23 protein-coding genes are annotated in these 21,228 nt (G+C 37.2%); 13 read left to right on the top strand and 10 right to left on the bottom strand.

Annotated elements, in window-relative coordinates; translation table 11 throughout:
- Positions 1-75: 75 nt before the first annotated feature.
- The 4 genes from QRY57_RS26540 to thrC all read left to right on the top strand — a co-directional run bounded on the left by QRY57_RS26540 (position 76) and on the right by thrC (position 4,761).
- Positions 76-1,374 carry a bifunctional O-acetylhomoserine aminocarboxypropyltransferase/cysteine synthase gene (locus QRY57_RS26540; RefSeq protein WP_286016532.1) on the top strand — a complete coding sequence of 433 codons (1,299 nt, stop codon included), beginning with the start codon at positions 76-78 and terminating at the stop codon, positions 1,372-1,374.
- Positions 1,358-2,263, top strand: a complete 906-nt coding sequence (metA, locus tag QRY57_RS26535; protein WP_286016531.1) for a homoserine O-acetyltransferase MetA — start codon at positions 1,358-1,360, stop codon at positions 2,261-2,263. Before QRY57_RS26540 ends, metA begins: the two co-directional genes overlap by 17 nt.
- A gap of 144 nt (positions 2,264-2,407) precedes the next feature.
- Positions 2,408-3,703 (top strand): homoserine dehydrogenase, encoded by a 1,296-nt coding sequence (locus tag QRY57_RS26530; RefSeq protein ID WP_286016530.1) that lies wholly within the window; start codon positions 2,408-2,410, stop codon positions 3,701-3,703.
- Entirely contained in the window at positions 3,703-4,761 is a 1,059-nt protein-coding gene (gene thrC / locus QRY57_RS26525) for a threonine synthase (protein WP_286016529.1), read from the top strand. Before QRY57_RS26530 ends, thrC begins: the two co-directional genes overlap by 1 nt.
- A gap of 35 nt (positions 4,762-4,796) precedes the next feature.
- Here thrC and QRY57_RS26520 read toward each other — a convergent pair whose 3' ends face one another.
- Positions 4,797-5,411 carry a YczE/YyaS/YitT family protein gene (locus tag QRY57_RS26520; protein ID WP_090692718.1) on the bottom strand — a complete coding sequence of 205 codons (615 nt, stop codon included), beginning with the start codon at positions 5,409-5,411 and terminating at the stop codon, positions 4,797-4,799.
- 121 nt (positions 5,412-5,532) lie between these two features.
- On the opposite strand from QRY57_RS26520, the gene QRY57_RS26515 reads away from it, so the two are divergent.
- The 5 genes from QRY57_RS26515 (at position 5,533) to QRY57_RS26495 (ending at position 10,186) form a co-directional block, all read left to right on the top strand.
- Positions 5,533-6,510, top strand: coding sequence for a LacI family DNA-binding transcriptional regulator (locus QRY57_RS26515; protein ID WP_286016528.1), 978 nt, complete (start codon positions 5,533-5,535; stop codon positions 6,508-6,510).
- Between the two features lie 267 nt (positions 6,511-6,777).
- On the top strand, positions 6,778-7,590 hold the full coding sequence (locus tag QRY57_RS26510; protein ID WP_208016653.1) for an SGNH/GDSL hydrolase family protein: 813 nt from the start codon (positions 6,778-6,780) through the stop codon (positions 7,588-7,590).
- Complete coding sequence (locus QRY57_RS26505; RefSeq protein WP_026592092.1) at positions 7,587-8,504, top strand: ABC transporter ATP-binding protein; 918 nt, start codon at positions 7,587-7,589, stop codon at positions 8,502-8,504. Before QRY57_RS26510 ends, QRY57_RS26505 begins: the two co-directional genes overlap by 4 nt.
- Entirely contained in the window at positions 8,497-9,489 is a 993-nt protein-coding gene (locus QRY57_RS26500; RefSeq protein ID WP_090692705.1) for a DUF2705 family protein, read from the top strand. Before QRY57_RS26505 ends, QRY57_RS26500 begins: the two co-directional genes overlap by 8 nt.
- A 19-nt stretch (positions 9,490-9,508) precedes the next feature.
- A complete protein-coding gene (locus tag QRY57_RS26495; protein ID WP_286016527.1) occupies positions 9,509-10,186 on the top strand; it encodes a uracil-DNA glycosylase in 678 nt (225 codons plus the stop codon).
- Positions 10,187-10,226: 40 nt separating this feature from the next.
- On the opposite strand, the gene QRY57_RS26490 is transcribed toward QRY57_RS26495, so the two are convergent.
- The 3 genes from QRY57_RS26490 to QRY57_RS26480 all read right to left on the bottom strand — a co-directional run bounded on the left by QRY57_RS26490 (position 10,227) and on the right by QRY57_RS26480 (position 13,048).
- Complete coding sequence (locus QRY57_RS26490) at positions 10,227-10,520, bottom strand: DUF3817 domain-containing protein (RefSeq protein ID WP_026592089.1); 294 nt, start codon at positions 10,518-10,520, stop codon at positions 10,227-10,229.
- Between the two features lie 213 nt (positions 10,521-10,733).
- Positions 10,734-11,555: a Cof-type HAD-IIB family hydrolase gene (locus tag QRY57_RS26485; RefSeq protein WP_090692839.1), complete on the bottom strand. Its 822-nt coding sequence runs from the start codon at positions 11,553-11,555 to the stop codon at positions 10,734-10,736.
- Between the two features lie 209 nt (positions 11,556-11,764).
- On the bottom strand, positions 11,765-13,048 hold the full coding sequence (locus QRY57_RS26480) for a purine/pyrimidine permease (protein ID WP_286016526.1): 1,284 nt from the start codon (positions 13,046-13,048) through the stop codon (positions 11,765-11,767).
- 95 nt (positions 13,049-13,143) lie between these two features.
- Here QRY57_RS26480 and QRY57_RS26475 point away from each other — a divergent pair, with 95 nt between their 5' ends.
- The 3 genes from QRY57_RS26475 to QRY57_RS26465 all read left to right on the top strand — a co-directional run bounded on the left by QRY57_RS26475 (position 13,144) and on the right by QRY57_RS26465 (position 14,867).
- A complete protein-coding gene (locus tag QRY57_RS26475) occupies positions 13,144-14,136 on the top strand; it encodes a potassium channel family protein (protein WP_286017941.1) in 993 nt (330 codons plus the stop codon).
- A gap of 6 nt (positions 14,137-14,142) precedes the next feature.
- On the top strand, positions 14,143-14,436 hold the full coding sequence (locus QRY57_RS26470) for a YwdI family protein (RefSeq protein WP_286016525.1): 294 nt from the start codon (positions 14,143-14,145) through the stop codon (positions 14,434-14,436).
- A 62-nt stretch (positions 14,437-14,498) separates the two neighbouring features.
- Positions 14,499-14,867: a DUF423 domain-containing protein gene (locus tag QRY57_RS26465; RefSeq protein ID WP_208016647.1), complete on the top strand. Its 369-nt coding sequence runs from the start codon at positions 14,499-14,501 to the stop codon at positions 14,865-14,867.
- 36 nt (positions 14,868-14,903) lie between these two features.
- Here the strand turns inward: QRY57_RS26465 and gerQ are convergent, their stop codons facing one another.
- The 4 genes from gerQ to hemQ form a co-directional block, all read right to left on the bottom strand.
- The gene (gerQ, locus tag QRY57_RS26460) at positions 14,904-15,335 is read right to left on the bottom strand and encodes a spore coat protein GerQ (RefSeq protein WP_286016524.1); all 432 of its coding nucleotides are present in this window, start codon (positions 15,333-15,335) and stop codon (positions 14,904-14,906) included.
- A 27-nt stretch (positions 15,336-15,362) separates the two neighbouring features.
- Entirely contained in the window at positions 15,363-15,785 is a 423-nt protein-coding gene (locus tag QRY57_RS26455) for a cell wall hydrolase (RefSeq protein WP_208016645.1), read from the bottom strand.
- A gap of 194 nt (positions 15,786-15,979) precedes the next feature.
- Complete coding sequence (locus tag QRY57_RS26450) at positions 15,980-17,257, bottom strand: serine hydrolase (protein WP_286016523.1); 1,278 nt, start codon at positions 17,255-17,257, stop codon at positions 15,980-15,982.
- Positions 17,258-17,450: 193 nt separating this feature from the next.
- Entirely contained in the window at positions 17,451-18,194 is a 744-nt protein-coding gene (gene hemQ, locus QRY57_RS26445) for a hydrogen peroxide-dependent heme synthase (RefSeq protein WP_026592080.1), read from the bottom strand.
- A gap of 368 nt (positions 18,195-18,562) precedes the next feature.
- Between hemQ and pta the strand changes: the two genes are divergently transcribed.
- Positions 18,563-19,534 carry a phosphate acetyltransferase gene (gene pta / locus QRY57_RS26440; RefSeq protein WP_026592079.1) on the top strand — a complete coding sequence of 324 codons (972 nt, stop codon included), beginning with the start codon at positions 18,563-18,565 and terminating at the stop codon, positions 19,532-19,534.
- A gap of 33 nt (positions 19,535-19,567) precedes the next feature.
- Here pta and lipL read toward each other — a convergent pair whose 3' ends face one another.
- Positions 19,568-20,413 (bottom strand): octanoyl-[GcvH]:protein N-octanoyltransferase, encoded by an 846-nt coding sequence (gene lipL / locus QRY57_RS26435; RefSeq protein ID WP_286016522.1) that lies wholly within the window; start codon positions 20,411-20,413, stop codon positions 19,568-19,570.
- Between the two features lie 75 nt (positions 20,414-20,488).
- Positions 20,489-21,157, bottom strand: coding sequence for an RsfA family transcriptional regulator (locus QRY57_RS26430; protein ID WP_208016642.1), 669 nt, complete (start codon positions 21,155-21,157; stop codon positions 20,489-20,491).
- Between the last annotated feature and the right edge of the window lie 71 nt (positions 21,158-21,228).

Here is a 21,228-nt window from a genome sequence, read left to right as displayed (position 1 = left end):
GTTTTTAAACTGCTTCTTTCTTGTTAGGGAAAGAAGCAGTTTTTTTATTTTCTATAAAAGAAAGGAGAATGAGAGATGGGAGAATCATGGGGAAAAGGAACCATTTGTGTGCAAGGTGGCTATACACCGGAGAACGGTGAACCGCGTGTTTTACCGCTCTATCAAAGTACGACGTACAAATACGATACGTCCGATGATTTAGCGGCACTCTTTAATTTAGAAGCAGAAGGCTATATTTATACGCGTATTGGGAATCCGACACTAGCAGCATTTGAACAAAAATTAACAGAGTTAGAAGGTGGTGTTGGAGCTGTTGCAACAGCTTCTGGTCAAGCAGCTATTATGCTTGCTGTTCTAAATATTTGTAGCAGTGGTGACCATTTACTTTGTTCTTCAACCGTTTATGGGGGAACATTTAACTTATTTGGGGTAAGTCTACGTAAATTAGGGATTGAGGTTACATTCTTTAATCCAAGCTTATCTTCTGATGAAATTGTGGCACTTGCCAATCATAAAACAAAGCTTATTTATGCAGAGTCACTGGGGAATCCAGCGATGAATGTTCTGGATTTTAAAGAGTTTTCAGCTGCTGCGAAACAGTTAGAAGTACCATTTATTGTTGATAACACATTAGCAACACCGTATTTATGCCAAGCGTTTGAACATGGAGCAAATATTGTAGTGCATTCTACAACAAAATATATTGATGGTCACGCAAGCTCATTAGGCGGGATTGTCATTGACGGAGGAAACTTTGATTGGGCAAATGGAAAATACCCTGAGTTTGTCGAACCGGATCCAAGTTATCATGGTGTAAGTTATGTGCAGAAATTTGGGAAGGCAGCATATATTGTGAAAGCTCGTGTTCAATTATTAAGAGACTATGGAAACTGTATGAGCCCATTCAATGCGTATATTAGCAACATCGGTTTAGAAACTTTGCATTTACGAATGGAGCGTCATAGTGAAAGTGCTCTTGCAGTTGCGAAGTGGCTTGCTAGCCATGAACGTATTGAATGGGTAAATTATCCGGGTTTAGAAAGTAATGAGAATTATCAGCTAGTACAAAAGTACTTAGCAAAAGGAGCGAGTGGCGTTTTAACATTCGGCATTAAAGGAGGATTAGAATCTGCGAAAGAGTTCATTGCAAATGTGAAACTGGCAACGCTTGTGACGCACATAGCAGATGCAAGAACATGTGTGATTCATCCTGCTAGTACAACGCACAGACAGTTAACTGAAGAAGAACAGCGTTTAGCAGGTGTTACATCTGATTTAATTCGCTTATCAGTCGGTATAGAAGATGTTTCTGATATTATTGCGGATTTAGAGGAAGCGTTAGTTGGAGGCAAAGCACATGCCGATCATTGTTGATAAGGATTTACCGGCTCGTAAAGTATTGCAAAAAGAAAATATTTTTGTGATGACAAAAGAACGAGCTGAAACGCAAGATATACGTGCTTTAAAAATTGCAATTTTAAACCTAATGCCAACAAAGCAGGAAACAGAAGCGCAATTGCTCAGGTTACTTGGTAATACACCACTTCAATTAGATCTGCATTTGCTCCATATGGAGTCTCATATATCTCGTAATGTAGCGCAAGATCATTTAACAAGTTTTTATAAAACATTTCGTGATATTGAGGGAGAAAAGTTTGATGGTCTCATTATTACAGGAGCTCCAGTTGAAACACTTTCTTTTGAAGATGTAGATTATTGGGAAGAACTTGGGCGTATTATGGAATATTCAAAAACAAATGTAACATCTACATTGCATATTTGTTGGGGCGCACAAGCAGGCCTGTATTATCACTATGGAATTCCGAAATATCCGCTTGAAGAAAAGATGTTTGGTGTATTTGAACATGAAGTGCAAAAGCAGCACGTGAAATTGTTACAAGGATTCGATGAGATCTTCTTTGCACCACATTCACGTCATACGGAAGTACGCGCATCTGATATTGAAAAAGTACGAGAGTTGACGTTACTAGCAACATCAGAAGAAGCAGGTGTCCACCTTGTTATGGGGCAAGATGGAAAGCATATTTTTGTTCTTGGTCATAGCGAATATAGCTGCGATACCTTAAAAAAAGAATATGAACGCGATAAACAAAGGGGGTTAGATATTAAGATTCCGAAAAACTATTTTAAACATAATAATCCATCTGAAAAGCCACTCATAAGATGGCGGAGTCATGGAAACTTATTATTTTCAAATTGGTTAAATTATTATGTGTATCAGGAAACCCCTTATATTTTATGAGATGATCATTATATAACACGTGGCAACGCTTTCCTAGTAGGAATCATTTTATATTTTTCTAAATGTTCAAAATACATTGTTTTTCAGAATTTTAACTTATATAATGGCATCTAAATACAATTTTTTAGAGGGGTGGACAGTATTATGAATGAAATTCAAGTGGGTTTATTAGGCCTTGGAACAGTTGGCAGCGGTGTGGTTCGTATTATTACGGATCATCAAGATCGTCTTATACACCAAGTAGGTTGCCCAGTGAAAATAACAAAAGTATTAGTACAAAATATTGAAAAAGAGAGAGAGGTCCAAGTACCCTCTACCCTATTAACGAAAAATGCAAATGAAATTATAGATAATCCTGATATTGATGTTGTCATTGAAGTGATGGGCGGCATCGAGGAAGCGAAAGCATATATTTTACAAGCCCTAAAAAATGGTAAACATGTTGTTACTGCTAATAAAGATTTAATGGCATTGCATGGGGCTGAACTTTTGACAGTAGCAAAGGCAAATCAAGCAGATTTATTTTACGAGGCAAGCGTAGCTGGAGGGATTCCAATTCTGCGTAGCATTGTAGAAGGGCTTTCCTCGGATCTTATTACGAAAGTGATGGGAATCGTGAACGGAACAACAAACTTTATTCTGACAAAAATGTCTGACGAAGGGAGAGCATATGACGACGTGTTAAAAGAAGCGCAACAGCTTGGATTTGCAGAGGCAGATCCAACATCAGACGTAGAAGGTTTAGATGCAGCAAGGAAAATGACGATTTTAGCTACTCTTGGTTTTTCTACAAATGTAGAGCTTGGAGATGTAAAGGTGAAAGGGATTACTTCTATTACGGCGGAAGATATTGCATATAGTAAAAGCCTAGGATATACAATTAAATTAATCGGACTCGCGAAGCGTGATGGTGAAAAGTTAGAGGTAACGGTTGAGCCAACATTACTTCCTAATACACACCCTCTTGCAGCTGTTCAAAATGAATATAACGCAGTATATGTGTATGGTGAAGCGGTAGGAGAAACAATGTTTTATGGACCTGGCGCAGGAAGTTTACCGACAGCGACAGCGGTTGTTTCCGACCTAGTTGCAGTAATGCAAAATGTACGCCTTGGTGTAACTGGAAATAGCGCAGTTTCTCCGCAGTACGAGAAGGTATTAAAGGCGTTTGATGAAATTTTTGTGAAAAAGTTTTTACGTCTACATGTAAAAGATGAAATTGGTGTGTTTGCAAAAATTACATCCCTATTCTCTGAACGAGGTGTTAGCTTTGAAAAAATTATTCAAATGCCACTTGGAGAGAAGGGGAAAGCTGAGATTGTTATTGTAACGCACCGTGCATCACTTGCAGACTATGAATATATCTTACATACACTTAGGTCATACGAAGAAGTAGATTGTGTGAAAGCAAACTATCGAATCGAAGGAGATGCTAAGTAATGTGGAAAGGTCTGCTTGCTGAGTATAAGGAGTTTTTACCTATTACGGAAAAGACACCATCCTTAACGTTGCATGAAGGCAATACACCACTTGTTTTACTAGAAAACCTTTCCAAGCGGTGGGGTGTAACAATTTACGGGAAAATAGAAGGAGCAAATCCGACCGGATCTTTTAAAGATCGCGGCATGGTAATGGCGGTAGCAAAGGCAAAAGAGGCGGGAAGCGGAGCGATCATTTGTGCTTCTACAGGTAATACGTCTGCATCTGCAGCAGCATATGCAGCTAGGGCTGGGCTATCCTGCATTGTTATCATTCCAAATGGTAAGATTGCATACGGAAAGTTAGCGCAAGCCGTCATGTACGGAGCAGAAATTATAAGCATTGATGGGAATTTCGATCATGCTTTGCAAATTGTACGTAAGCTTAGTGGTTCATCGCCAATTACACTTGTGAATTCTGTTAACCCATATCGAATTGAAGGGCAAAAAACAGCCGCGTTTGAGATTTGTGATGTTCTTGGAAAAGCGCCGGATATTCTAGCAATTCCAGTCGGTAATGCAGGCAATATTACAGCGTATTGGAAAGGTTTCAAAGAGTATCATGAAAGACTAGGTACGGGTTTGCCAAAGATGCACGGTTTTGAAGCGGAAGGAGCAGCAGCGATTGTGCGTGGGCATAAGATTGAAGAGCCAGAAACAATCGCAACAGCGATTCGAATTGGAAATCCAGCAAGTTGGAAGCAAGCCGCACTCGCTGCGGAACATTCTCAAGGTAAAATTGATGAAGTAACAGATGCAGAAATTCTTGAAGCATATAAATGTTTAGCGAAATATGAAGGAATCTTTGCTGAGCCTGCTTCATGCGCTTCTCTTGCCGGTATTTATAAACAAGTAAAAAGCGGGGAAATTGCAAAGGAAAGTCAAATTGTAGCCATATTAACAGGTAACGGTTTGAAAGATCCTAATATTGCTCTTGATACGGAGAAAATTCAGCCCGTTGTGTTACCAAATGATGAGAGAGTTGTCTTTGATTATATTCAAGGAGCGGTCTTTCAGTGAAATAGATGAAAAAAGCCTATTGTAGCGTTATTCGCTCAATAGGCTTTTTGTATATGGAGAATTTTTGTTCCAATTTGAATAAACGCTTGAATAATCCAGCCTGTTGTAAAGGAAAGAATAATTGTTCCAAAGTAAATAGGTCCATCTAACAAGAAACTGAGTGTCAAAAATACTAAGGCTAATGAAATTTCTGTTCTGCGAAATGTCCACTTTTTCTTTTCAGACATGGTTAAGACGAATGCTTCCTGTGGTGCAGCACAAAGCTGTGTCGATACATAAATCCCAATTCCAGCGCCAACAAATAGATTTCCGCATATAAGTGTTATATATTTTGGAAGAGAGCGAATTGAATCCATAATGAAAGTAATAGAACCAATCCAATCAACAAAAACAGAAATAAGAACCATAGTAACAATTGTTCCAATTGTAATATGTTTTTTATTTAGAAAGAGCACAATAAGTGTAAAAGCAAAGTTAATCATAAAAATCCAAAAGCCAATACTTATTCCGAAGTTTTGATATAGTGCAATAAAGAATGAATCATAAGGACTAAGGCCAAAAGAAGTGATGGTTGTCATCATATTGATTCCGAGAGAAAGAATGAGTAAGCCACCAATAAAAAATATATAGTCTAGTTTAAAGCGTATCATATGTTCCAAATCCTTTCTAAACGTGTTTGCTAAGAAAGGATATATTGTGGAAAGCTTACCAGGTCAATAGAAAATTTTTAAATAAGATTTATTGATAATGAGAGAAGGGGAAGAAAATAAGATGACAAATATAAAAAAGATTGCTGAAATTGCTGGTGTGTCAGTATCAACGGTTTCACGCGTATTAAATAATCATCCGTATGTAAGTGATAAAAAGAGGCAGGAAATTTTAGCAATCATTGAAGAGCTAAATTACACTCAAAATGTAAATGCGATTCATTTAGTAAAAGGAAAGACGAATGTGATAGGGGTTATTTTGCCGCATGTAAATGATCAATATTACAGTGCAATTATTGAGGGGATTTCTAAAGAAACGGCTAAAAAAAATTATAATATGATGCTCTGCCAGACGAACTATAGTGCCAAAAAAGAACTGGAAACTTTACATATGTTAAAAATGAAGAAACTTGATGGTGTAATTATATGTTCGAGAATGAATGATTGTAAAACGATAGAAGAATATACAAAGTTTGGGCCGATTGTGACTTGCGAAGAAATAGAATCACAGTCTATTTCTAGTGTACACATCGATCAATATAAGGTGTTTTCACAAGGAATGAAATACGTAATAGGAAATGGACATACTCGTATTGGATATTGTATTGGCAGAAGTAATAGTGTAAACAGTCAAAAGCGAAAGCAAGCATATTGTGAAGCATTACAGAAGATTTCTATGAAACCTCGAGAGGAATGGGAGTTTTCAGAGCGTTTTACAGTAGAGGATGGCCGTGAAGTGATAAGAGCGTGGATCGACATGTCTGTGAAACCAACTGCATTTCTCGTTTCTTGTAATCCAATCGCAGCAGGGATGGTAACGGAAGCGAAAAAATATGGAATTCATATTCCTGAAGATCTTTCGATTATTGGATGCGATGATCAAGAGGTGGCTGATATATTAGGAATTACAACAATTGCGCACTCAAGTAAAGCAGTTGGTACGAAAGCTTTTGAAATGTTATATGAGAAGATAGAGGATGAAAAAATAGATGTGAAGAACATTGAACTTTTGCCGCAATTAACTCTTCGTGAAACCACATAATATACATGGATACAGAATAAAAACGACATGAAATTTTTTAGGAAGAAGAGAGTATACGATCATGCATAGAAGTGGTCAGTGCTTTTTTTTAGCCCATGCCAAGTGAAAACAAAAAGAGAAAATGAGTGCAGATCTCCTTTTGTTTTCATGGCCACAAATTATATGTCGGAAAATCAATAGGGATATATGTAGAAGAGATGAAAATCGCTTTTCAAATGGGCGTTTGGTATAATATGGACAATCTACGAGGCTAAAAGGGGTTTTGACATGAGATCCAAATTAGTAAAAGGAATTTTACTCATTACAATTGCATCTTTTTGTTTATTTGCATATGGCTTTATTTCGGGGGTTAATGATGTATTAAATCCGAAAGCTTCAAATTTAACTATGAAGACAGAGCAAAAACAAGTAGAGGGGAAAAAACATCCTGGAACATTACAAGTTGTCAGTTTAGGCGATTCTTTAACACGCGGCGTTGGAGATAAAGAAGGAATTGGCTATGTGGGCCGAGTGAAAGAAAGTTTGCAGAAGGATTACAAACAAAAAGTTGCGTTAACGAATTTAGCTGTTAGTGGCGCAAAAATGCCGGATTTGTTGAAACAAATAGAAAGCAGCGGTGCTCAGTATTCCATTAAACAGGCAGATTTAATTGTTTTAACTATTGGAGGAAATGATTTATTTCCAGGCTGGGAATCACTTGAGAAGATAGACATAGAGACATACCGTCCTGATACGCAAACGTTTCAAAATCAGGCGAAGCAAATTTTAGCCGAAATTCGAAAACTAAATTCAGATAGCCCGATTTTCTGGCTCGGTTTATACAATCCTTTTGAGGATGTAGAGGATTTAAAAGGTTCTTCATCCATTGTTGTAGATTGGAATGCATCTTTAGAGAAATTAGCAATAGATAATAAAAATGTATATATAACGCCAACGTTTGATCTGTTTCAAAACCGAGGGAAAGAATTATTATACTCAGATCATTTCCATCCAAACGAAACAGGATACTCATACATGGCAACTCGTTTACTACAAAATGTTGTAAATAAGCTGCAGTTAGATGGAGGAGAGGCGAAATGACGATAATACTTTCCGTGCGGGATGTAAAAAAGGTAATTGGGAAAAAGACTCTTGTAGAGAACATATCGTTTGATGTGAACCAAGGAGAAGTGTTTGGATTTTTAGGTCCAAATGGGGCAGGGAAAACAACAACAATTCGGATGTTAGTTGGTCTTATTAAAGCGACTGAAGGTACGATTACTATTGGTGGGTATAATATTAAAGAGAATTTTCGAGAAGCAATGCGACAAATTGGGAGTATCGTTGAAAATCCAGAACTTTATACATACTTAACTGGATGGGAAAATTTAAAGCAATTTGCACGTATGCTGGGTGGTATATCGGATAAACGTATTTTAGAAATTGCGAAGATGGTTCATTTAGACGAACGTATTCACGATAAAGTGAAAACGTATTCTCTTGGTATGAAGCAACGCCTTGGAATCGCTCAGGCCCTTCTTGGAAATCCGAGACTCCTCATATTAGATGAACCGACGAATGGCCTAGATCCAGCTGGTATAAGAGAACTGAGAGAGTTTATACATACGCTTGTGAAAGAAGAAAATATGAGTGTTTTCATTTCGAGCCACTTACTAAGTGAGGTACAAATGATATGTGATCGTGTTGCTATTATTCATAAAGGAAAAGTGATTACAGTTGCACCTATTGAAGAGTTGATTAAAACTGCGAGCGATCGTGTGGAATGGATTGTCACTCCGATTTCAAAGGCGAAGAGCATATTAGAGGGAGCAAAGGAAGTAAGTGAAATTAGTGTAGATAACGATCGTTTATTATGCCGAATGGATATTGCAACAATTAGTGTTTGGAATAAACGCTTTGTAGAAAGCGGAATAGATGTACATAGCGTGAAGGAGCTTGTATTTACACTAGAAGATTTATTTATTGAACTCACAAGGAGTGAGCAACATGCGTGAATTTGCGAACCTTGTTTTAAATGAATCAGAAAAAATTTATCGAAAGAAACGTATTTTTGTTGTCGTGCTTATATTGGCGATCTTAATTCCTTTGTTTGTTTATGCACAGTACCGTGAAGTGCAGACAACGCAAAAGCGCCTTGGTACGAGTGATTGGAAAGTAGCACTTCAGCAGCAAATTGTTGATTCGCAAAATCGTTTAAATAATTCTAGATTACCAGAAGAATGGCGGGATTGGCTGAAGGTAAGGGTAGAGCAGCAACAATATTATCTAGATCATGATATTAATCCGACCGCACCAGGAGCACCAACGTTTGTACGGGCATTCATTGAACAAGGAATTACATTGTTTATTCCGCTGCTTGTAATGATTGTTGCAATTGACATTGTATCGGGAGAACGAAGTGAAGGAACAATGAAAATGCTTCTAACGCGTCCGATCCGACGCTTTAAAATCCTTCTCAGTAAATATGTGACGATGTTATTATTTATCTCGCTTATATTGCTCTTGGTGGGGATTTTTTCTTATGCATTATCAGGTATTGTTTTCGGATATGCCGGGTGGAGTTTACCGATCTTGACAGGATTTGGTATTGATAAAGAAACATTGAATACAAATTTTGTCCATCTTATTCCGCAGTGGCAGTATATTTTAATGGCATATGGATTAGCGTGGTTCGTTGCAATTGTTGTGGGAACAATATCTTTTATGGTTTCTGTATTAATTCGTAATACACCAGCTGGTATGGGGGTCATGCTGGCAGCATTAATTGCAGGTGGTATCTTAAATTCATTTGCAACGTCTTGGGAAGGCGCAAAGTACATTTTTAGCGTGAATTTATCACTGACAGATTACTTATCAGGGAAGTTACCAGCATTGCAAGGTCTATCGATGAGCTTTTCATTAATGAATTTAACGGTTTGGGCTGTAGCTTCTCTGATTATTTCATTTGTTGTATTTACGAAGCAAGATATGATCAATTAAGTGAATAGGAAGTGAAGAGATGGAACATATTTTAAAGAATGATTGGGAGTCGTTACTTGCACCAGAATTTGAGAAACCATATTATCAAAAACTAAGACAGTTTCTAAAAGAAGAGTATAGTACCCATGTAATATATCCGAATACTAATGATATTTTTAATGCATTGCACTATACAAGTTATGCGGATACGAAGGTTGTCATTTTAGGACAAGATCCATATCATGGACCAAATCAGGCGCATGGGTTAAGCTTTTCTGTACAACCAGGTGTAAGAACACCGCCATCATTGCAAAATATGTACAAAGAATTGCATGCAGACCTTGGTTGCGATATTCCGAATAACGGTTATTTAGTGAAATGGGCAGAGCAAGGTGTGTTGTTACTTAACGCAGTGTTAACTGTCAGACAAGGAGAAGCGAACTCACATAAAGGAAAAGGATGGGAGCATTTCACAGATCGTGTTATTGAACTTTTAAATGAACGTGAAAAACCGGTGATTTTTATATTATGGGGACGACATGCACAAGCGAAGAAAAAACTGATTACAAGCTCAAATCATCATATTATTGAATCTGTACATCCAAGTCCTTTATCAGCAAGAAGAGGTTTCTTTGGTAGTAAGCCGTTCTCAAAAGTAAATAACTTTTTATCTAGCATGGGCGAAAAGGGGATTGATTGGCAAATTCCGGATCTGTAAAAAGAAAAGTAGCTAACATCTCAGCTGTTAGCTACTTTTTTTATTGTTGTTCGTTTTTTAATTTTGCATCTAGTACGAATGTACCAAATGGGATAACAGATGCAACCAAAGCACCTAGAGCCCATGAGATAGACTTACGATGTATAATTGTTACTTGAATCACTGCAAAGATGAATAATATAAATAGAACGCCGTGAGCCATACCTGTGATTTTAACGGCCGCTGCAAACCCCGCGAAATATTTTAACGGCATTGCTACGAATAATAGTAGTAGAAAGGAAATCCCCTCGACTAATCCAATTGCTCTTAATCTTCCGATTGGTGTAGATAACATGAAATCGCCTCCTTAAAAATATGTGCTTGTATATAGTAAATTTATATTCTTTTTCAAAATAAAATCACCTATTTTGTTCCATTATATCTGAAAACAAAGTTTACACTACGGTAATGTTGCAAAGTTCGAAATATCTTCACAAAGCTACTTATATTTTAATAAAAACCCATTTGAAGTATTTGACTTCAAATGGGTTTTGTGAATGGATGTATATTAAACAAGAACTTCTGTTTTTAGTACAAATTTCTCTACAACTTTAGCAACGCCGTCATTCATGTTTGTGTCTGTTACGTAGTTTGCAATTTCTTTAATATCATCTGGAGCATTTCCCATCGCAACACCAAGGCCAGCGAACTCAATCATTGCTTGATCGTTGTAGCTATCACCCATTGCGATTACCTCTTCACGCTTAATACCAAGCTTTTGAATTAATTGATTTAGGCTTGTGCCTTTTGTTACACCAGCTTCTGTGAATTCTAAGAAGTATGGTTTTGATCGCATTACGCTTAGTTTTCCTTCTAATTGTTTTTGAAGTTTCTTCTCTACTTCTACAAGACGTTCAGCCTCTTTGTTCATTAATACTTTTACAACAGGTTCTTGTACAGCAGTGATAAAACTGTCTACTTCAATAATTGGCATGCCTGTAAGGTTTCCTTCAATTTCTGTATATGGATTATTTTCTTCCGTTACAATATCATCACCCATGTACGTATGAATCCAAACATCTTCTTCTTTACTAATCTCATATAAGTTGTGAACGATTTCAGGAGATAGTGTACTGCTGAACAATTCTTCATCCGTTTCGCAATTAATAATTTTTGCGCCATTAAATGATAGGATGAAGCTACCGTATTCTTCTAAACGAAGTTCCTTGGCAATATGGCGCATACCAAATGTCGGACGGCCAGAAGCAAGTACAACTTTTACCCCTTGTTCTTGAGCGGTCATTAAGGCCTGTTTTGTACGTTCTGAAATCGTATGGTCATCACGTAATAAAGTATCATCTAAATCTAAAACAATCATTTTATAAGACATATAGAAAATTCCTTTCTTTATTGAAGTATTACTAGAAATCAGTTCTAGTAACATGATGAGGAAAAATAGTAAGACATCGAACCTCTTTAAAGGTGGTGAAGTGGATTACCATATTGTTAATATATATTATCATGGGCATATTGCCCATGATAATTCTATTCTATCGTAACAACTCTGAAAGTAGAGTGCAATAATGGAAGTTTTCCAATTTACGATGGTTGTTCTTCCTTTGAACGGGAAAATAAAACTTCAAGTAAAATAGCCATGACAGAACCAAGTACAAGACCGTTGCTTAAGAAGGATGCTAGAAATGGCGGGAGACTCGAAAATGCTTGCGGTGGGACAAACATAACGCCAATGCCCGTAAAGAGTGAAAGCCCAGCGACGCGGAATAATCGCTCTTTATTTTGTACAGTGTCATATTCCCGGAAGGCAAGACCAATCATGCTTGCAAATACAGGATAAATGGCAGCATAACCAACAACGACAGGAATAGCTGCAAAGAATGCAGTAATCTTTGGAAATATGCTAATTATGATAATAAAACTTGATCCTAAAATGAAAGGTAGCCGTTTATAAATATTCGTCGTTGCAATAAACCCAGCTGAACCTGAAATAGCGACCGGTCCAATTGCTGAGAAAAGACCACCTAGCAATTGATTTATTCCTGTTATGATACCGGCATGCTTAAATCGATTTTGAATTGCACCTTCTTCATATTTAGAGACAACCTTTTGTACAACACGAATGCTTGCTAACATGTTTGTTAAAAGTAAAAGTGTTACAAAGACAACGGTAATTGCCATATTCCATTCAATGCGAGGTGGTCCAAAAACGAATAGAGATGGCAGATGAATGATATCCGTCACGGGTGTAATTGGGTTGGATAAACCGAAACATGCAAATAAGGTCCAACCAAGGATAATGCTGAAAAGAACGGAGTATTGTCCAATAATAGGTAGCTTCATAATGAAAAAAGATAGTAAAATAACAATGAGTGAAAGAATAAATACGTTTGCTTGTACTTCAGTATGTTGTCCATCAAGACCGAACATTCCTTTTAAGAAGGAGCCACTCAGCTGAGCAACAAGAAGGAATAAATATGTCCCAATAACTGTTGGTGTAAAATAACGAACAAGCTTATCGATAAGTCCAAAAACACTAAGGATAATACAGATAATACCACTTAACAAAAATGCATATTGCAAGACGCGGAGTGTTTCATTATTTGATCCAAATAATACGACACCTAAACTCGCATAAAGTGAGAAAATTCCCCACCAAAGACCAGCGGGTCCTTCCTGAATAGGTAGTCTATGACCAAATATGGATTGTAGGAGGCCAGCAAATCCAAGAACAAATAACGTTCGCTGTACAAAAGCAATAGCCTCAGCACCTTCAAGTCCATAACTGGCAGCGACACTAATTGGTACAATAAGGCTCCCAGCTAAGATAAATAAAGCCCACTGCAGGGCAGAAAAAAATGTTTTCATTTTATCAACCTCTTTCACAGATTCCGTTTCTAGTATATATGTATTTTGTTTCCTATGGCAAAGGTTGTAGATAGAGAAAAGAGTTGAAGAAGAATATGAATGCAAGAAGACAACTATGGATTGCAGTTATATGTATGTGTTTTGTTGTAATCCTTGGGACAATTGGATTTATGATAATAGAAGAGATTAGTTTATTCCAAGCTTTTTGGATGACAATGATTACAGTACTGACGGTTGGATATGGAGATGCAGTTCCATTGACACAGGCAGGGAAGATCTTTGCGCTTCTTATTATTCCTGTTGGGGTAGGGATTGTTACATATGCAATTGGGGTAGTAGCAGCAATGATTATTGAGGGGAATTTATTTCATGCAGTGCGGAGGAAGAAAATGGACAAACAAATAGCGGAGTTACAAGATCATATTATCGTATGTGGTTGTGGTAGAGTAGGACTTCAAGTTGTACGCGAATTACAGGGAAAGAAGATCCCATTTGTTGTTGTTGATAAAGAGGAATCTGTACTAGAGAAAGAAAAGCTTTTATATGTGCATGGTGATGCGACTGAAGAACAGGTGTTACATCAGGCAGGGATTACGAGAGCGGCTGGTTTAGTGGCAATTGTTGCGAATGATGCTGAAAATGTATTCATTACATTAACAGCGAGAGGGCTAAATAGTACGATTAAAATTGTGGCTAGAGCTGAAAAACCAGAAACGGAAGGGAAATTACGGCGTGCTGGTGCTAGTAAAGTGATTAATCCATCTAGTATGGCTGGAATCCATATTGCAAAAGGAATCGCAAATCCGTTAACGGTTCATTACATTGATACGGTGCTTTATGGAACTGAACAGGCTTTTGCAATAGAAGAAGTTGAAATTGGTGAGAAGTCTCTTTTAATTGGAAAAATGTTGATAGAAAGCAATGTAAGAAAGCAATTTGATGTTACAATTTTAGCGATTTTACGGGGTGGAAATATTATTCATAATCCAACAGGGCAGGAAAAACTACAAGAACATGATATGATAATAGTATTTGGTCCAGTAGAGAAGCTGGGACAATTTGAGAAAGAACTACAAAGTACGAGGTGACAAGGAATGCAAGTATCTAGCGATAAGATTTTAAATAAAATGGCAAATGAAATTGCGAAAGCAAAAAGTAGTGAAGGACAGAAATCGAAAGAACATCTTTTAGTTGTTCGTGCTTTATGTGATTTATTATTAGATGAACAGGTTGAAACTTCTGCATATGTGGAGCCAAAACTACAATCACAAGTTATAACATCGCATCCGATGACGATGGCTCAGCAGCAGATTGCACCTATTTCTTCGGGAGAACCTGTATATATGAAAGAAGCTGATGCAAACGGTAATTCTTTATTTGATTTTTAAAGGCTAAATTGTTGGCTTATATGTGAAAATTTCTTATCATAAAGATAAAAAGGGGAATTCCAATGAAAATTTTCTTCTTATTAGGTTGTATTGCAGCTGGACTATCTGTAGCATTAGGCGCTCTCGGGGCACATTTTTTAGAAAATAAGATTTCCGCAAAAATGCTAGAGGTTTGGAAAACAGGTGTTACATATCAAATGTTTCATGCTGGGGGCTTATTCGTTGTTGCATTATTAATGGATAAGATCCAATCTTCCCTATTAAGTACAGCAGGTTGGTTTATGGTGGCTGGAATTATTATGTTCTCAGGAAGCTTGTATGCATTAAGTACGACAGGCATTAAGTTTTTTGGTCCGATTACCCCTCTTGGTGGGGTAGCCTTTATTATCGGTTGGATTTTAGTAGGAACTGCAGTTGTAAAGGGTTTATAAAACAAAACAAAAGCTGGCATTTGCCAGCTTTTGTTTTTATCTTGGAGCATAAGTTGCAGGTTGGCTAGGTAAATACGTAATTTCTCCAGGGAATTCTACATAATCTAAGTAAATCATAAGGAGTAAGTATCGTTTTCCAGATTTCGGGTCACTGATGACAATGTGATCACGTCCAGCTGCTTCAATAATCCCTGTATAAGATTGCGTGCCAAGTGAACTACCGCGCTCATATGTCATAACAATAGTTGCAGGTTTTCCTTTGTTTAAGCGGAGGATGTTTTCAATATACGATTGCTCTAGTGGGAGCATACCTTGGGATGCTGCAAGTTGTGCTTGTGCGGTCTGTTGTTGCATTGCCTGTTGTTGCGCCGCTTGCTGTTGCGGCGTCATTTGTTGTTGAGGTTGCATATATCCCCCTGAAGGTTGATAGAAACCTGTTCCATAGTATGGATTTTGTTGCTGTGCCATTCAAAAATCCCTCCTTATTTTCATTCCTCAATATACCCCTGGACAGTCCTCACCGGATGGTTGGAAGAAGCAATGTTTTTTAAATCGTCCAGAATTTTGTTGATTGTACCAAGTTGGTGGACAAGCACCTTCGGGCCTAAAGAACCATAAAGCAAAATTTGCAGGCCAAAAACGTTGTCCTTGAATTGTACGCCTTGCAAGGGCAATGTCCTGTTCACGTGCTCGTTGATAAAAATAACCTTTCTGAGTTGCTTCAAAACCACCAGGACTTTGAAAAACCATTTGTTGTAAATTACGTATGTTTTTAAAGTCTAAACAATTCCCTCGAACGCGGTTTACACCAACGTTTCCAACCATCAACATGCCTTGTTGACCTTCTCCTTCGGCTTCGGCACGCATGAGTCTAGCTAATAATTTTACATGTTCTTCTGTATAGTTGATAACGCCCATTATGTTTCACCTCTCTTTTTGAAATGCACTTGAGAAAGAGGTTTATTTCTAGATGAAGTGTGGAACAATTACTAGTTCATACGTATGAGGAAAAGGGCTCAGATATGACAACCAAACAAAGTTTTAGGGGGAGTAATTTTAGTGTTAGAGGGAGAAATGCAATAAAAAAAGCTAGCAATGCTAGCTTTTTATTATCAAAATAATTTTGACCACATATTTGAGAAGAAGTCACCGATTGATCGTATTGTTAAAACGAACCAATTTGCTTTTTCTACTTCCTCTGTTGTTTTTGCAGTGATTTTCATTTTCTTGTTTCCGTCTAAAAATCCATGTTGATCAGTTGATTCTAAAATGAGTGAACCTACTTTTTCACCTTTTTTGATTGGTGCAACTAATTTTCCATCTTCGGCAAGTGACTTATCTGCCTTAGTAGAAATTTGATAAGGTGGTTTACTTCCTTTTTTTGTGATTACCGTTATCTCTTTTTCAGGTGTCACAGTTACATTATCTTCTTTTCCTTTTATAACAGAAATTGTATTGTTTTTATCTATTTTTAATTTCTGTTTTTCAAAGTTATTAAAACCATAATCAATTAACGCACGAGATTCTGTAAAACGTTCATCCATTGATTTTGTTTTAATAATAACGGAGATAAGACGTAAGTCACCGCGTTTTGCAGTAATTGTAAACCCATACCCAGCTGTATCTGAACTTCCTGTCTTTAAACCATCTGTTCCTTCGTAAGCAAAAGCGGCACCTGGTAGCATCCAGTTCCAGTTTTCCATGCGAATTGGTTTTGGATGGTTATCCGGGAAGTTTCTAAATCTTTGTTTTGTATCTTCTAACATTTCTGGATACTTTGTAATAATTGTTTTTGATAGAATACCCATGTCACGAGCTGATAAGGAATTCTCTCCATTCGGATCTGTTCCTTCGGGATGTTTTCCTTTTAAATCAGCATTATTTAATCCAGTAGCATTTACAAATTTATATTTCTTTAACCCTAGTTTTTTTGCATGTTCATTTGCAAGATTTAAGAAGTTTTTTTCACTTCCTGCAAGCAGTTCAGCTAGCGCAATGCTAGATCCATTTGCAGAGAAGATAACAATAGAATGATACAATTCTTTAACTGTATATTGTCGGCCTTTTTCGAAAGGAACGTTGGAGAAATCATTATTACGGGAAATTTCATAAGCGTAATCAGAGATGTTTACTTTTGTATCCCAAGTGATTTTTCCTTCTTTAATAGCTTCTAAAACGGAGTAAATAACCATAAGTTTTGACATGCTAGCAACAGCTAGTAATTCATCGGGGTTTTGTTCGTGCAGTATTTTGCCTGTATCTGCATCAAAAAGAATAGCAGCGGCAGCTTCTATGTGTATTTTCTCTTCGGCATGGGAGGTTGTTACTCCTAAGGAAGAAAATGACAATAGAAACACTAGTAAAATAGATAAAATTTTCCTCATATACATTATCACCTTCGCATCGTTATTGGCATATAGCCCGTATTATTTTAGCATAATTTTTAATATAACAATGTTATGATTGAATGGGAAATTTGAAGGATTTTTGTCTGATATTGTGCAAATTTAGCGAAAATAGGGGTTTTTGAAGAGTTTTTGTTGGAGAATAAGAAAAAGGAACGGAATTCGTTCCTTTTTCTTATTATACGTATAAAAATTTTGCTACTTTTTCACTTGGTAAGATGTTACCAACGAAGAATGTTCCGAATTCACCATAGCGAGCACTCACTTCATCAAAGCGCATTTCATATACAAGCTTTTTGAATTGAAGAATGTCATCAGCAAATAGTGTTACACCCCACTCGTAATCATCGAAGCCAACAGAACCAGTAATGACTTGGCGCACTTTTCCTGCATATTGACGACCAATTTTTCCGTGGCTGTACATTAGTTTTTTACGTTCTTCCATCGGAAGCATGTACCAGTTATCATCACCTTGACGACGCTTGTCCATTGGATAGAAGCAAATATGATTTGCTTTTGGTAATTCAGGGTATAAGCGTGCTAGGATTTGCGGGTTTTGGTATGGATCTTCATCAGCTGGAAGGTAATTACTTAGTTCAACAACAGATACGTAAGAGTATGCAGGAATCATATATTCAGCTAATGTTGTTTTATTTAATTCTGTTTCAATTTCATTTAACTCTTCCATTGTTGGACGTAAAATCATAAACATAATATCAGCTTTTTGACCAACAACTGTATACATTGCATGGCTGCCTTGCTTTGCAGACGCAACTTTGTTCCATTTCTCAATGACGTTTAAAAATTCAAACATTGCTTGTCCACGTTCATCACTAGATAATGTTTTCCATGCTGCCCAGTCGATAGAGCGTAAATCATGTAAACAATACCAACCATCTAACGTTTTTGCTGCTTCACTCATTTCTTTCACCTCAGTTAATGATATTTTACACGTTAACTATAGCATATATAGTTTTAAAGTCACCCATGTAAAGCTTTGATGCATAAAATTGTCACAATTAATAATGCTAGCTAGCGGAGTATATAAATCCATTTGTTTTCACTTGGCATAGGGTAAAAAGTCCTGATTGCTGCTATGCATAGACGGATGCTCTGTTCCATCTAAAAAGGAAGGTTTTCCGTCAAAATAGAAATTTGACGAGGCTGAATTTTACGAAAATATAATCATTTTTATTTTCCCTATTTTTTAGGCGCTATAAGTTTAAAATATAGATGAAAAGAAGTATTCTTAAAGATAGAGTTTTTTAACATTTGTAGGAGGGTTTATTCGTGAGCAATTTATTTACAACAGTAAAAGAAAAAGTTCAAGGAAAAGGCATTTCGATCGTACTTCCTGAAGGAACTGATGAAAGAATTTTAGGCGCTGCAGAGCGTTTAGCAAAAGAAGAATTAGTAAAACCAATCTTGGTTGGTAATAAAGAAGAAATTAGCGCAAAAGCTGCTAGTATGAACTTAACATTAGCAGGCGTTGATATTTACGACCCAGCTACATACGAAGAAATGGATGCAATGGTGGCATCTTTCGTGGAACGCCGTAAAGGTAAAGCAACAGAAGAAGCTGCTCGTGAAATCTTAAAAGACGAAAACTACTTTGGTACAATGCTTGTATACATGGGCAAAGCACACGGTTTAGTAAGTGGTGCAGCTCACTCTACAGCTGACACAGTTCGTCCAGCACTTCAAATTATTAAAACAAAACCAGGCGTTACAAAAACTTCAGGCGTATTCATCATGGTACGTGAAGATGAGAAGTATGTATTCGCTGATTGCGCAATCAACATTGCACCAAACAGCCAAGATTTAGCTGAAATTGGTATTGAAAGTGCGAAAACTGCTGAGTTATTTGGCATCGATCCACGTGTTGCAATGTTAAGCTTCTCTACAAAAGGTTCTGCGAAATCTCCAGAAACAGAAAAAGTTGTAGAAGCAACTCGTATTGCAAAAGAAATGGCTCCTGAATTAACATTAGACGGTGAGTTCCAATTTGACGCTGCGTTCGTACCATCTGTAGCTGAGAAAAAAGCACCGGGTTCTGTTATTAAAGGTGATGCTAACGTATTCGTATTCCCAAGCTTAGAAGCTGGTAATATCGGTTACAAAATTGCACAACGCTTAGGTAACTTCGAAGCAGTGGGACCAATCTTACAAGGCTTAAACATGCCGGTAAACGATTTATCTCGCGGATGTAACGAAGAAGAAGTGTACAAGCTAGCTCTAATTACAGCAGCTCAAGCACTATAATTGAAAAGCCCCGCTATCATAGCGGGGCTTTTCTTACTTTTCAAGACCAAGTGCTTTATTGTTACGATCAATGATACGTTGTAAATTCATTTCGTATAAAGGAATTTCATCTACTGTTAATTGCGATGGTGTTAATTTGGGTGCGAAATGTTGCAATGTTTTTAATAAACGCATCATTAAATCTTGAACTGTAATTGTTTCACCAAGTAGTTCAGATAAAGAAGCCATTGTACTCGGTACAATTTCAGGATACGTGAATCTTGTTTCTTCTCCTTGAATTGCTAAGTTGTAAAAATCGCGAACAAGTGCCGCACGTTCAGAACCGCTTCCTGTAGCGCATAAGTAAATTTGTACAGCTACACCTCCACGAATGCGGCGCTGTGAAATACCTGCGAATTTTTGATCACGAATGCTTAAATCATAGCTGCCGGGACAATAAGAGCCAACAATTTCTTTTGCCTCGATATCAACATCGTAATCTTTTAACATTTCTTTAATTAAATGCCACATTGTATCGTATCCAAGGTCGATATCAATTCCTTTTTCCGTTTCTTGAAATAGAAGCGATACATTTAAAACCCCTCCATCAAGTACGACTGCAAGACCACCTGAATTACGAACAATGACATTGAAATCCTTCTGTTTTAAAAAAGAGATTCCTTCCTGTAAATGAGGAAGCCGAGAATCTTGAATACCAAGAACAATTGTATTGTGATGAACCCAAGAGCGCATTGTCGAAGCAGATGTACCATTTCCAATTGCTGTGCACAATGTATCGTCCATAGCGAATGATTGAAGTGCATGGAAGGTAGGTCCTAAACTAGACTGATCCACAATACGCCACTCTGGTTGAGATAAAATCGAACGGGAATTGCCCATATAACTAACCCCTTATTTATAAAATGACAATCTTTATTATAACAAAATAAAAAGGATGCGGTTAGCGCATCCTTTTTATTCTGCAATTTTTTCTAAATTGCCGTTTCGATCCATGCGAAACGAGGTTGGTGTGGGCTCTTCATCGTCCATTAATGCTAATTTACGAGCACGGTTCATAATGTTCATAAGCGTTTCGTAATCTTCTTGTACTGTATTAGATTGTTGCTCTAGTTTTTCTAGTTTCTTTTCTAATTCTTCATTGCGAAGTATTTGTGCTTTTATTTCTTGTTTTAATCTCGTATTCTCGTTTTCAAGCGCTGTTACTTTCATGTTTGAAGACCCAACTGTTTGTAAAAAGTAAATGACATCTTGCATTGTAATAGAAGTTTTAGAAACAGTTTGCTCTGGATATGGAGTAGCCGTTTGTATAACAGGTTCCTCATCATGGGTAGGAATGGCTGCTGAAGCTGGTGGTGTATAAAGAAGGCGTTTTTTGGCCTGTTCACCACTAGCAGCACGCATTTTATCTTTTCGATGTCTTTTTGCTAGTTGCAGAGCTTGTTCATAGCTATAACGAACAACTGCATTCCAACGAAAACCACAAGCAGCTGAGGTGCGATTTAGCTGATCTCCAACTTCTTCAAAGGCATTTAATTGTGTGCTTCCTTCTCGAACATGACGCAGTACGGTTTCAGCAAGTAATAAATCATCTTCGTCTGTCCAAGCATCTTGTCTTACTTTCATAGATTCAACTCCCTTTCTTTTTATAAACTTCCTATTTTTATAATGGACAAAAGAAAATGCTTTTATACAAA

Source organism: Bacillus arachidis, assembly GCF_030285945.1.
GTDB lineage: Bacteria > Bacillota > Bacilli > Bacillales > Bacillaceae_G > Bacillus_A > Bacillus_A arachidis.
Note: the sequence above shows the minus strand (reverse complement) of the source record. Positions and strands in the feature narration are given on the sequence as shown.